Here is a 13,786-nt window from a genome sequence, read left to right on the forward strand (position 1 = left end):
TTATGAAAAAACTGGTATTTTTAACAGGAACTCGTGCAGATTTTGGGAAACTAAAATCACTTATTAAAATCACCCAAGAATCTTCAAATTTCGATGTGCAAATTTTTGCAACAGGAATGCATTTAGATGAAAAATATGGTTTAACTGTTAATGAAATTTATAAAAGCGGATTCAATAATGTTGCAACATACAAAAATCATGCAGGAGCAGAATTTATGGATAGAACTTTGGCTAAAACCATATTAGGTTTTTCTGAATATATATCAAAACAAAAACCAGATTTAATAGTTGTTCATGGAGATAGAGTAGAAGCTCTAGCAGGGGCCATAGTTGGTAGTTTAAATAATATTTTGGTTGCACATATAGAAGGAGGAGAAATTTCCGGAACTATAGATGAGTTAATCAGACATTCTGTAAGTAAATTAGCACATCTTCATTTAGTATCAAATGATGAAGCTAAAAAAAGGATTATTCAAATGGGAGAATTAGAAAGCTCCGTTTATGTTATTGGTTCGCCAGATTTAGACTTAATGAATCCTAACAACTTACCAGATATAGATAAGGTAAAAGAATATTATAGTATTTATTTTAATGAATATGCAATTGCAATGTATCATCCTGTAACTACAGAATATGAAAACATTAAAGATCAAGTTGCAATTTTTGTAGATAGTTTATTAGCGTCAAATAAAAACTATGTTGTTATTTTCCCTAATAACGATTTAGGTACAGAGGAAATTTTAGAGGAATATAAGAGATTAGAAAATAATTCAAAATTCATAATATTTCCATCATTGCGTTTTGAAAATTTTTTAAGATTACTTCAAAATGCAAATTTTATAATAGGCAACTCTAGTGCGGGTATTAGAGAAGCACCATTTTATAAAGTTCCAACTATAGATATTGGTTCTAGACAAAATAATAGATCTAAAGGAAGTTCAATCTTAAATGTTGCACACAAATCATCAGAAATTTTAACTGCAATAGAAAATAGTGTAGCATTAAAATCTGAAAAAATTGATATTTCTGAATTTGGAGAAGGTAATAGCAATACTGTTTTCTTACATTTGTTAAATTCTGAAGAAATTTGGAATGTAAATTGCCAAAAGCAATTTCAAGATTTGTAAAAAGTAATTTTAAGATTTAGAAATTTGTCAAAAAAAATACTAATTGTTGGTTTAGGCTCAATTGGGCAAAGACACTTAAGAAACCTATTGTCTTTAGGCTATAAAGATATTTGTTTGGTAAGAAGAAATGCTGCTGTTTTAAAAGAGTTTCCAGATTTAAAAGTTTATAAATCAATTAGAGAGGCTTGTGAAAATATGTCTTTTAATACTGTAATTATTGCAACTCCAACAGCAAATCATTATAAAGATTTTTTAGAAATATCGAGTTTTAAAATTCAAAATATTTATATTGAAAAACCAATAACACATTCCGTAGAAGAAGCATTAAAAATTAATGAGATTTCTAATAAACTTAACTTAAACGTTGTTGTTGGCTATGATTTACATTTCGATTTAGGTTTATTAAAAATAAAAGAATTACTAGAAGAAAATAAGGTTGGGAAACTTTGCTCATTTCAAGTTGAGGTTGGGCAGTACTTACCAGATTGGCGACCACATGAAGATTATAGAAATGGAATGAGTGCAAAAGTTGCACTTGGTGGTGGAGTTATGTTAGATTTAATTCACGAATTCGACTATGTAAATTGGCTTTTTGGCCCCATAAAATATATTTTTGGTAAGAATAAGCAGATTAGCAATTTAGAAATAGAAACCGAAGATGTTTCTATGAACATTGTTGAAACCAAACAAGGAGTATTAGGAACAATCTCTTTAGATTACTTACAAAAAGAACTTTCTAGAACTTGTAAAATTGTGGGTGATAAGGGAACAATCATATGGAACTATAAAGAGTGTAAAGTTCTTTGGATGACTCATGGTAATTTAACTTGGCAAGAATTCGAATACTCTCACATCGAAAGAAACGATAGATTCATCAATATTATAAAAACTTTTATGAATGCTGATTTTAAAGATTTAGATGTAAGGTTGTCTACTGTAAATAGTGCAATAAAGTCTTTAAATATGGTTATAAATGTAAAAAAGTCTAACATAGAAAATAAATTTATTGAATTATGATAGTTGGTAGTATTTGTATGAGAGGAGGCTCTAAAGGTGTTAAAGGGAAAAACTATCGTAATTTGTTAGGGAAACCTTTATTAAGTTATACAATTAATTGTGCAAAATCTTCTAAACTTTTAGAAGATGTTATTATTTCTTCAGATAGCGACTTAATTTTAGATTTATCTAGCAACTATTTAGAAAAAGAAAAATTATTCAAAAGAAAACCAGAGTTAGCAACAGATAATGCATCAAAATGGGAAGTTTTTAAAAATCTTGTTTTAGAATATGAAGCAAAAAATAAAGTAAAAATTACACATTTGGTAGATTTAGATGTTACTGTACCAAGAAGATTGCCAGAACATATAGATAGTTGTATAAAATTATCAAAAGAAACAAATGCAGATGTTATTATAACGGGTTATGAACCGGAAAGGAATCCGTATTTTAATATGATGGAAGAGCAAAAAGACGGAACAGCTGTTATTGTAAAAAAATCTGAAACACCTATAAAAAACAGACAAGAAGCACCCAATGTTTATAGCTTAACACCAGCTGTTTACGTCATAAAAAGAGAAGCTTTGTTTAATTACGACCATTGGTCAGATGCAACTTGTAGAATTCATCCAATTCCAAGAGATTTGGCAATAGATATAGATACAGAATTAGATTTTAAATTAGTAGAATTTTTAATGAATGAAGATGGAAAATAATTTATTCGATTTATCAGGAAAGATAGCTTTAGTAACTGGTGGCGCAGGATTATTAGGTTCAGAACATGCAATTGCATTAGCTTCACACGGAGCAAAAGTATATCTAGCAGATATAAATGAAGAAAAATGCCAAGATAAAGCTGCTAAAATTGATTTTGATGAAATTTATCCAATAAAGTTAGATGTAACTAGTAAAGAAAATTGGCAAGAAGTTGTTTCTAAAATTGTAGAAAAAGAAGGTAGTTTAGACATTTTAGTAAATAATGCAGGTTATACAAACAGCACTAAAACTTCTGCTTTCGATAAAACTTTCGAAAACTTCTCTTTAGACGATTGGAATTCAATTATGAATGTAAACTTAACTGGTACGTTTTTAGGTTGTCAAACTGTTGGTAATCAAATGATAAAACAAAAAAAAGGGTCAATAATTAACATTGCATCTTTATATGGAGTTGTTAGCCCTAATCATAAAATGTATCCAGGAACTGGTATTGTACAACCAGTAGCATACACAGTTAGTAAACATGGTGTTGTAGCTTTAACAAAATATGTAGCAACTTGGTTAGCAGAAAAAGGAGTTCGTGTTAATTCTTTAACTCCTGGTGGAATTTTTGATGGTCATGATGGATTGTTTTTAGAGCGTTTTAAGAATCTAAATCCAATTGGTAGAATGAGCGATAAAAGTGAATTAAGAGGAGGAATTGTTTATTTAGCTTCAGATGCAAGTTCTCATATGATAGGCCATAATTTAGTTATAGATGGTGGTTGGACAGCTTGGTAAAGCATAAACTAAAAAAATAAATGCTTACAATAGTTAATTACCATTACATAAGAGAATCTTTTAATACCAAATATCCAAGTATTTTTGGGATGACAAATGTTCAGTTTAAAAAACAATTGTTATTGTTGAAAAATCAAGGAGATTTTCTTTCTATCAATGAGTTTAATAACAACTACCAAGATATTATTGCATCTAAAGATAATTTTAATTTAATTACTTTTGATGATGGCTTAAAAGAACAATATATTAATGCATATAGTATTTTAAAAGAATTGGATTTAGAAGCCTACTTTTTTTTAAATGCATTAAATTTTAAAGAAAAAAAAGTAAGTTTAGTTCATAAAATACATCTTTTAAAATCAATTTTAGAGCCCAAACTTTTTTTAGAAAAACTAAAAAAAGAGTTGAAGTACACCTTTTCTAAATCAGATACAGAAAGAAGCTGTAAAATTTATAGGTTTGATACTATTGTAAATGCAGAACTTAAATATTTATTAAATTTTTTATTTCCTAATGACAGTAAGGCTACTATAATTAATAAACTATTCGATAATTATTTTGATGAAAAAGAAGTGAATAGTAGCTTATATATGGCAGAATCTGAAGTTTTAGAATTATCAGAAAAGAATATGATTGGTAATCATACTTACAGTCACAAACATTTAGGTGTTTTAAATAAAGATGAATTAAATAAAGAAATTGTTGAATCAAAAAAATATTTAGAGAAGGTAACTAAATCTGTTATTAATACAATTTCTTATCCTTATGGAACAGAAGAAGTAATTAATGAAAATGTTTTAGAAACTGCAACAGAATCATATCACAAATTCGGTTTTACTACAGAAAAAGGAATAAATGATTCAAATCAAAATTTATTATTATTAAAAAGATTCGATTGTAACGACTTAATAGGAGGCAAAAGTTATGAAGGTTAGAGAAGCAAACATAGAAGATTGGAATAAATTATATACTTTCTACAAAAGAATTTATAGGGAAAATCATCCATTACACCAAAGAGAGTTTTGGCTTTGGCAATATGGAGAAAAAAAACATGGTAGAGCTTTTATTTGTTTAAATGATAAAGATGAAGTTGTTGGTCATGTTGGTGCAAATTTCGGAAATAATATTGCTTGGATTATTAACGTGTTTTTAGATGTAGAATGCAGAGGTAAAGGTGTTTTAAGACAATTATACGATTTAGCTAGAGCATATTACCCTTTAGCAGCAACAGCTGCTAATGAAGCAGGACTTGGTTTGTACAGAAATATGGGGTGGATTAGATATTACGATCTTGTAAGATATGTAAAGGTAAACCCTAATATTAAAAATATTACTACCGAAAACGTTTGTAAACCAATAGAAGTAGATATTAATTCAATAGTGTATAATCAAGGACATTATTTTAATCAACCAACTTTACAAGGTATAAAAATAGAAAACTCTACAGGGATTTCTCAACCAAAAGTAGGAGGTTTAAGATTTGTAGATTTAGAAAATGTTAAACTTACAGAAGAAAAAGCTTGGGAGTTAGGTTTTCTTTGGGTTGATTATATTACCTCTTGGAATGATTTAAAAGTGAAAGAACTAGAGAAAAATAATTGGACATTAGATTATAAAAATGTGGTTCCTTGGAGATTAGATCCTATAGTTGAAAATTACTTTTGTGATATTACATTCCTATCAGAAAAACCATTAGATAATAAGTTTATTGTTCATAGGTCTTATTCAGATCATGGTAGAGTAGGTAGTATATAATTTATATTATGAGAATTTTAATTATAGTTCCAGATGGAGTTGGTGTAAGAAATTATTTGTTTTCTAATTTTGTTAGTAATTTAATACAAGAAAACAATGAAGTTTTTATTTATCATAAGTTATCTAAATCTGCTGTTAAAGAAATAAAAAAAAGCAAACCAGAAATAGTTAATTTTTCTGAAATACCTCATTTTGTTGAAACTCCTAAATTAAGAATTTTAAGAGAATCTTTAGCATATGCTAGACTATTAAGAGGAAAAAAATTACTAAAAAATAATACAATATTAAGGTTTTGGATACCTAGTAAAAAAGGGATAAAAAAGAAAAGTTTATATTTTTTAGCAGAAAAATTAGGAATTATTCTTTCTAAATCTCAAAGGCTTATTAGAACTTATGATAAGATTTACGAAGCAGAAATTTTAAAAAATAAGAACACAGCAATACACAAGAAAAAACTTTTAGAAGTAAACCCAGATTTTGTTTTAAATCTACATCAAAGATCACCAATAGCTTCACCAATAATAGCTGCTGCAAAAAAGTTGCGTATTAAAACTGCAACTGTAATTTTTTCTTGGGACAATATGCCAAAGGCTAGATTAGTTGCCAGATATGATTATTATTATGTTTGGTCTCAATTAATGAAAAATCAAGTAGAATTATTACATAAAGAAATAAATCTTTCTAATGTTATAGTTACTGGTACACCACAATTCGAATTCTATTTCGATAAAAATAACTTCGAAGAGAAGAATGTTTTTTTTAATAAATACGGTTTAGATTCTGGTAAAAAAACAATTTGTTTTTCTGGGAATGATACATCATCTCCTTACGAAGCAAACTATTTAAAAGATGTTTGCGAAGAAATTAGTAAAATAGACAAAGCAAGTAGACCGCAAATTATTTTTAGAAAATGTCCTGTAGATAAATCTACTAGGTTTAATAAAATATTAGAAGATTATAAAGAATTGGTTTTTTCTATAGAACCAGATTGGAAAACAGAAAAAGATCAAGAAGATTCTTTTACTTCAATTTACCCAACTTCATATGATAATTACTTATTAGCAAATACTGTAAAACATTCAGATGTTGTTATTAATTTAGGTAGTACAATGGCACATGATTTTGCTGTTTTAGATATACCTTGTTTATATTTGAACTATAATCCTGTTGAGAACTCAGTATTTAAGGTAGAAGATATTTATGGTTTTGAGCATTTTAGAAGTATGAATGATTTAGAAGCAGTTGGTTGGCTTAATAGTAAAAATGAAATAAAAGAAAAAACGCTATTAGCTATTGAACAACCAAATAAAATTGGAGAAGACAGAAAAAAATGGTTAGAAAAAATTGTATTACATCCTCTTGATAAAAATTCAGAAAAATTAAAAAATACAATTTTAGATTGTATAAAATAATATAAAGAACGTTTAAAATTTATGCATATTTGTTTTATTTCTAGTGAGTTTCCGCTACCAAATATATCTTTTGGAGGTATAGGTACCTTTTTGTTGACTTACACAGAATTACTCATTAAAAACGGACATAAAGTTTCTATTGTTGGTGTTAATTCTAATGAAGTTGACACAAAAATAAATGATGTATCAATTTATTATGCAAAAAAATCTACTATTAAAGGATTCTCTTGGTATTTTAACTCTAAATCTGTTTCTAAATTAATTCATAAAATTCATCAAGAAAATAAAATAGATATTTTAGAAGCACAAGAAGGTGGTTTTGCGTTTGTAAAAATCCCCACAGGTGTAAAAAAAATAGTACGCTTGCATGGAGGACATCACTTTTTTCATGCTTTCGAAAACAAAAAACTAAATTTTAAAAAAGCTTTTCTAGAAAAAATAACTTTTAGAAAAACAGATGCTGTAATTGCAACATCAGAATTTGTAAAAAAACAAACTTCAAAATTTATAGATTTTTCTAATAAAAATAACATCACTATAAATAACCCAATTCCTGTTTCTCAATTTTATCCAGCAGATAAAAATAAGGTTATAAAAGGAGCAGCCGTTTTTGCTGGTTCAATTTGTGAAAAAAAAGGAATTAGACAGCTTTGTTTAGCTATTCCTAAAATAATTGAAAAATTTCCTGAATTTCACTTGTATATTTATGGTAGAGATTGGTTTTTTCCAGACGGAACATTATACAAAGATTGGATGTTAGCTCAATTTTCTGATGAAATAATAAATAAAATTACTTTTAGAAATACGGTTACCTATGCAGAATTACCAAAAGTATATGAATTTGCAGAAATTTGTGTGTTTCCCTCACACATGGAAGTTCAAGGTTTAGTTGCTCCAGAAGCTATGTGTATGGAAAAAGTAGTTGTTTTTACAGAATATGGACCAGGACCAGAAACAATAGATGATGAGGTTAATGGGTTTTTATGTAAACCTTTAGAAATAGAAAGTATTTCTAATACAATTATTAAAGTTTTTAATAAAAGGGAAGAACATAATGAAATTGGAGTAAATGCAAGAAAAAAAGTAATTGGTAAATTTTCTCCAGAAAACATCTATTTAAAAAACAATAATTTTTACAAATCTCTAATTAAATAAATTTTGAAATTTGCAATCATAACACATGCTTTTCATAAAAAGGATTCAAATAACATTTATGCCTATGAACCTTATGTTAGAGAAATGAATTTATGGTGTAAATATGTTTCTGAAGTAAAAATTGTTGCGCCTATCTCAGTTGGTGAAATTTCTACAATTGAAGAAAAATACCTTCAAAAAAATATTTCTATTACTAAAATACCAAGTTTTAATACACTTAATTTTAGTAATAAGTTAAAATCTGTTTTCTTAATTCCGGTAATTCTATTTAAAATTTTTAGAGCAATGTTATGGGCAGATCATATTCATTTAAGATGCCCAGGAAATATTGCATTATTAGGCTGTTTTGTTCAAATTCTTTTTCCTTTTAAACCGAAAACAGTTAAATATGCTGGTAATTGGGACCCTAAAAGTAAACAACCTATAAGTTATAGAATTCAAAAATGGCTTGTGTCAAATACTTTTCTAACCAGAAACTGTAAAGTTTTAGTTTATGGAAAATGGGAAAATCAATCAAAAAATATTATTCCATTTTTTACTGCTTCTTATAATAATAATGAAATTGAGGAACTAGAAAAGAAAGATTTATCATCTTTAATAAAATTTATATTTGTTGGTGCTTTTTCTGAAGGAAAACAACCATTAGTAAGTGTAAAATTGATTGAGGCATTAATTGCGAAAAACATAGATGTTAGGTTAAATATGTATGGTGAAGGTTCAGAGTTTGAAAAGGTTTCTAATTATGTTTTAAAAAATAATCTTTCAGATAAAATCATTTTACATGGTAATAAACCGAAAGAAGTTATAAAAGAAGCTTATAAAGATTCTCATTTTTTAATTTTTATATCAAAGTCAGAAGGATGGCCAAAAGTGGTAGCAGAAGCTATGTTTTGGAGTTGTTTACCAATTTCCACAAAAGTTTCTTGTGTAGATTATATGTTAGATTATGGTAAAAGAGGTACTATTGTATCTCCAACAATTAAGGTCGAAGAATTATTGAAGATTGTTATAGCTTATATTAATAATAATGAGATTTATTTAGAACAAAGTTTACAAGCAAAAAAATGGTCTCAAAACTATACTTTAGATAATTTTGAAAAAGAAATTAAGAAAATTTTATTAGGTGAATAAACTCGGAGTTATACAAATTATAGATTCGTTAAATACTGGTGGTGCAGAAGTTCTAGCGATTAATATTGCAAATTCTTTGTCTAATGAAAAAGGAGTAAATTCTCATATTTGTGTCTCAAGAAAAGAAGGTGAATTATTAAATAATATTAATAAAGAAGTTGGTTATCTTTTTTTAAATAGAAAAAAAGTAATAGATTTAAAGGCATTATTTGCCTTAAAAAAATATATAAAGGCTAATAAAATTAGTGTTCTTCACGCGCACGCAACTTCATTTTTTTTAGCATTTTGTGTAAAAGTAATTGCACCAAATATTCAAGTAATTTGGCACAACCATTTTGGAAATAACATAAATTTAAAAGGGAAAAAGCTTCAAGTTCTAAAAATAGCATCTTTATTTTTTAGATCTATTATAGTTGTTAATGAAGATTTAAAAAAATGGTCAATTAAAAGTTTATTTACTAAAAACGTTTATTACTTAAAGAATTTTCCTGTTTTTGTAAATAAAGAAACAATAACCAAATTAAAAGGTGTAAAAGATAAAAGAATAGTCCATTTGGCAGCTTTTAGACAAGAGAAAAATCATCCGTTTTTAATAGAAGCTTTTCAACAATTTATTAAATTAAATAAAGATTGGTCTTTGCACCTAGTAGGTAAAATTAATAAAGATGTTTATTCAGAAAATATTATCCGATTAATAAAAAATAAAGGTTTAGAAAAGCATATTTTTGTGTATGATAGTTGTTTAGATGTTGCTAATATTTTAAATCAAAGTACTATTGGTGTTTTATCTTCTAAATTCGAGGGTTTACCAATAGCTTTATTAGAATATGGATTGGCAAAATTGCCAGTTGTGGTAACCAATGTTGGAGAGTGTTCAATTGTAGTAAAAGATAATGAATCTGGTATTGTAGTAGAATCTGAAAATATAACACAATTATCCGAAGCTTTTAATTTGTTGGCAAATTCAAAAGAAAAAAGAGATTATTTTAAGAATCAGCATAATAACAATGTTGTAGAAACATATTCAAAAGAAAAGTTTATAAGACAACTTGTAAAAATTTATACCGCATAATTTGATAGAAAAAGTATTAAATAATAAGCTACTATTTATAGTTGTTCACATAATATTTGGTTTTTTAGGAACATTACCCTTCTTTCCAAAAATTATGGGGGTATTGTGTATTGTTGTACCTATTTACTATATATTTTCTTCAAAGAATAAAAATGAAGAAGCTTTTATTTTTGCATCATATTTAGTTGGTGCAGAGGTTTTTATTAGAATGACTAGTGGTTTTGTGTTTTATGAAACGGGTAAGTATGGTGTAATATTATTTCTGTTATTAGGTATATTTGTTGGTAGGTTTAAACAGGTCTTTTCTGTACATTATGTTTTTTATATTCTCTTACTTTTACTAGGAATAATTTTCACCCAAGTTCCTGAAGGAGAGTCATTAAGGAAGAATATTTTATTTAATTTAAGTGGACCTATAGTTTTAGGTGTTGCTGCTTTTTACTTTTATTTAAGACCTATTAGTAAGAAAAAACAATTAGATGCATTATTTTTTATGCTTCTTCCCTTGTTTTCTATGATTTGTTATCTTTATTTTAGAACTCCAGATTTAGAAGAAATTGTTTTTGGTGGTGAAGCTAATTTTGCAACTTCTGGTGGATTTGGACCCAACCAAGTGGCAACAGCAATAGGTTTAGGAATGTTTATTCTAACCGTATTTATTCTTCTTAAAGAAAAGTTATCAGGGTATTTAATTTTAGATTCAATATTTCTTATCTATTTTACATTTAGAGGTTTACTAACGTTTTCTAGAGGAGGAATTATAACATCTGCAATTACACTTTTATTGTTTGCCTTCTTTTTTCTTTTGTATAGAAAACTGAATTTCAAAACACTTTTTAAATATTTACTTGTAGCACTTTTTTTTATTTTTGCTATTTGGGTCTATACATCTGGGATTACAGGAGGAATGTTAAACAACAGATATACAGGTAAAAATGCAAGAGGTATTCAAAAAGATATTACTACTGGTAGAGGAGATTTATTAGAAATACAGTTTAGTAATTTTTTAGATAATCCTTTAGGAATAGGAGTTGGAAATGGTAAATATAAAAGACTAGAAAGAACTGAACATGTAACTGCTGCATCGCATAATGAGGTTGGTAGATTGTTAGAAGAACATGGTTATATTGGTTTTTTCTTACTTTTATTATTGCTTTTTGTACCTATGTTTAATTTCTTTAGGTCAGATTTATATAGAAAGGCTTTTATAATATCCTTTTATACCATGTGGTTTTTAACGATAAACCATTCTGCCATGAGAATTGCTCTTCCTGGATTTATATACGCTTTAAGTTTGATTAGAATTACCGAAGATGAAGAAGCTTAATATTCTATATATAGGTAATAATTTAGCCAAAAAAACTAAATATTTAACAACATTAGAAAACCTTTCTAATCAACTATCAAAAGAGAATTTTAATGTTATTATATCATCTAATAAAATCAATAAAGTTATTAGATTATTAGATATGTGTATGTCTATAATTAAAAACAATAATAGTTTAGATTATATTTTAATTGATACCTATAGTACAACAAACTTTTACTATGCTTTTTTTACATCACAATTATCTAGGTTGTTTAAAATCAAGTATATACCAATATTACATGGAGGTAATTTGCCAGAAAGAATAAGAAAAAGTAGTTTTTTATCAAAAAAAATATTTGAAAATTCTTACAAAAATGTGGCGCCATCTAATTACCTAAAAAATGCCTTCGAAAAAGAAGGTTATTCTGTAGAATATATACCAAACACAATAAATATTAAAGATTATCCATATAAAAAAAGAAAAAACAGCAAACCAAAATTATTATGGGTTAGAGCTTTTAAAAATATTTATAACCCAACTTTAGCAATAGAAACTTTGCGATCGTTAAAAGAAGCTTATTCAGAGGCTATTTTATGTATGGTTGGTCCTTTTTCTGATGATTCTTATACAGAAACTATACATCTTGTAAAAAAATATAATCTAGAGGATTCTGTAGAGTTTACAGGTGTTTTACCTAAAGAAGATTGGCTAAAAAAAGCTAAAGATTTCGACATTTTTATAAATACTACAAATTTTGATAATACTCCAATAAGTGTAATAGAAGCTATGGCTTTAGGCCTGCCAGTTATTAGCACAAATGTGGGAGGAATACCCTTTTTAATTAATGATAAAGTTGATGGTTTATTAGTTGATAAAAACAACGAAAAACAAATGTCATTAGCAATTATGGCTATTTTAGAAGATAATTATTCTAATTTAGCTGACAATGCAAGAAAAAAAGTAGAAAATTTCGATTGGGAAATAGTGAAACATAAATGGTTAAATATTTTAAATTAAATAGAGGATGAGCATAATAGATTATTCTTTAAGATTTAATAATTATCCTATAGTTGAAGCTAGAAAAAAATTAAAGGAGATTCATAATTTACAACAAAATAATTTTGATTCTTATGTTGATAAACAAAAGAAAAAAATTGTAAAATATCATTTAGATAATACTCCTTTTTATAGGGAATTAGTTAACAATAAAGACTGGAATTGGAACTCTTTACCAGTTCTTGAAAAAAAAGAATTGCAAGTTTCTTTACAAGAAAGATTAAGTAAAGATTACACGTTAAAAAATGTTTTCAAAAATAAAACATCAGGTTCTACAGGCAATCCTTTTTCTTTTGCTAAAGATAAATTTTCTCATGCGCTCACTTGGGCTATTATAACCAATAGATTTAATTGGCACAATTTGTATGGTAAAAAGCAGGCACGTTTTTATGGATTTCCAAAAGATAAATTATCAAAAAACAAAGAACTTTTAAAAGATGTTTTTTCTAACAGATATAGATTTAATGTTTTTGATGTATCTGATAAAGCACTCGAAAATTGGATAGAGAAATTTAAAACTAAAAACTTTGTTTATTTAAATGGATATACAACTGTAATATTAGTTTTTGCTAAATATTTAATATTTAAAAATATTGTTTTAAAAGATATTTGTAACACTTTAAAAGCTTGTGTTGTTACTTCAGAAATGTTATTTGAAAATGATAAAGAGATACTAAAAAAAGCATTTGGAGTTCCAATTATAAATGAATATGGAGCGTCTGAATTAGATTTAATAGCCTTTGAAGACTCCAATAATAACTGGATTTTAAATACAGAAACTCTTTTTGTTGAAGTTTTAGATGATAACAACAATATACTTGAAGATGGCAAGATTGGTAACCTTGTTATTACATCTTTATATAATAAAGCAAATCCTTTCATACGCTATAAAATAGGCGATAAAGGAGCTATTAAAAGAATAAATAAAACTCAATTTATTCTAGAGAAATTACAAGGCCGAAGTGAAGATTTGGTAAAATTGCCAAGTGGCAAAATTGCACCAGGATTAACCTTTTACTATATTACAAAATCTATTATGGAAGATTCTGGCGAGGTTAAAGAAATAAAGGTAATTCAAACTCATTTAGATACTTTTAAAATTGAGTATGTTTCTATACGCGAATTAGAAAGAACTCAAAAAGAAAAGATAGAAAAAGCATTATTAGATTATTTAGAACCAAATTTAAAAATAGAATTTTTTAAATTAGATGAACTAGAAAGATCTAAAAGCGGAAAATTAAAGCAGTTTACTTCATTAATAAAAAACAATTAACC

General features: G+C 26.8%; 13 protein-coding genes. All 13 read left to right on the forward strand.

What is annotated here, in order from left to right; translation table 11 throughout:
* The first annotated feature begins 2 nt into the window (after nt 1-2).
* Nucleotides 3-1,127: a UDP-N-acetylglucosamine 2-epimerase gene (gene neuC / locus H9W90_RS03850; protein ID WP_187483146.1), complete on the forward strand. Its 1,125-nt coding sequence runs from the start codon at nt 3-5 to the stop codon at nt 1,125-1,127.
* Nucleotides 1,128-1,151: 24 nt separating this feature from the next.
* Nucleotides 1,152-2,144, forward strand: a complete 993-nt coding sequence (locus tag H9W90_RS03855) for a Gfo/Idh/MocA family protein (RefSeq protein WP_187483147.1) — start codon at nt 1,152-1,154, stop codon at nt 2,142-2,144.
* Nucleotides 2,141-2,839, forward strand: a complete 699-nt coding sequence (locus H9W90_RS03860; RefSeq protein WP_187483148.1) for an acylneuraminate cytidylyltransferase family protein — start codon at nt 2,141-2,143, stop codon at nt 2,837-2,839. The genes H9W90_RS03855 and H9W90_RS03860 overlap by 4 nt, the downstream gene beginning before the upstream one ends.
* Nucleotides 2,829-3,620: an SDR family oxidoreductase gene (locus H9W90_RS03865; protein WP_187483149.1), complete on the forward strand. Its 792-nt coding sequence runs from the start codon at nt 2,829-2,831 to the stop codon at nt 3,618-3,620. Before H9W90_RS03860 ends, H9W90_RS03865 begins: the two co-directional genes overlap by 11 nt.
* Before the next feature lie 20 nt (nt 3,621-3,640).
* Entirely contained in the window at nt 3,641-4,555 is a 915-nt protein-coding gene (locus H9W90_RS03870) for a polysaccharide deacetylase family protein (RefSeq protein WP_187483150.1), read from the forward strand.
* The gene (locus tag H9W90_RS03875; protein ID WP_187483151.1) at nt 4,545-5,375 is read left to right on the forward strand and encodes a GNAT family N-acetyltransferase; all 831 of its coding nucleotides are present in this window, start codon (nt 4,545-4,547) and stop codon (nt 5,373-5,375) included. The genes H9W90_RS03870 and H9W90_RS03875 overlap by 11 nt, the downstream gene beginning before the upstream one ends.
* An 8-nt stretch (nt 5,376-5,383) precedes the next feature.
* Nucleotides 5,384-6,787, forward strand: a complete 1,404-nt coding sequence (locus H9W90_RS03880) for a glycosyltransferase family protein (RefSeq protein ID WP_187483152.1) — start codon at nt 5,384-5,386, stop codon at nt 6,785-6,787.
* A gap of 21 nt (nt 6,788-6,808) precedes the next feature.
* On the forward strand, nt 6,809-7,942 hold the full coding sequence (locus tag H9W90_RS03885; RefSeq protein WP_187483153.1) for a glycosyltransferase family 4 protein: 1,134 nt from the start codon (nt 6,809-6,811) through the stop codon (nt 7,940-7,942).
* 3 nt (nt 7,943-7,945) lie between these two features.
* Nucleotides 7,946-9,073: a glycosyltransferase gene (locus tag H9W90_RS03890; protein WP_187483154.1), complete on the forward strand. Its 1,128-nt coding sequence runs from the start codon at nt 7,946-7,948 to the stop codon at nt 9,071-9,073.
* A complete protein-coding gene (locus tag H9W90_RS03895; protein ID WP_187483155.1) occupies nt 9,066-10,145 on the forward strand; it encodes a glycosyltransferase in 1,080 nt (359 codons plus the stop codon). Before H9W90_RS03890 ends, H9W90_RS03895 begins: the two co-directional genes overlap by 8 nt.
* Before the next feature lie 94 nt (nt 10,146-10,239).
* The gene (locus H9W90_RS03900; protein ID WP_187483156.1) at nt 10,240-11,472 is read left to right on the forward strand and encodes an O-antigen ligase family protein; all 1,233 of its coding nucleotides are present in this window, start codon (nt 10,240-10,242) and stop codon (nt 11,470-11,472) included.
* Nucleotides 11,459-12,472, forward strand: coding sequence for a glycosyltransferase family 4 protein (locus H9W90_RS03905; protein ID WP_187483157.1), 1,014 nt, complete (start codon nt 11,459-11,461; stop codon nt 12,470-12,472). Before H9W90_RS03900 ends, H9W90_RS03905 begins: the two co-directional genes overlap by 14 nt.
* Nucleotides 12,473-12,479: 7 nt before the next feature.
* The gene (locus tag H9W90_RS03910) at nt 12,480-13,784 is read left to right on the forward strand and encodes a phenylacetate--CoA ligase family protein (RefSeq protein ID WP_187483158.1); all 1,305 of its coding nucleotides are present in this window, start codon (nt 12,480-12,482) and stop codon (nt 13,782-13,784) included.
* Nucleotides 13,785-13,786 lie beyond the last annotated feature (2 nt).

This window comes from Polaribacter pectinis, from assembly GCF_014352875.1.
Taxonomy (GTDB): Bacteria; Bacteroidota; Bacteroidia; order Flavobacteriales; family Flavobacteriaceae; genus Polaribacter; species Polaribacter pectinis.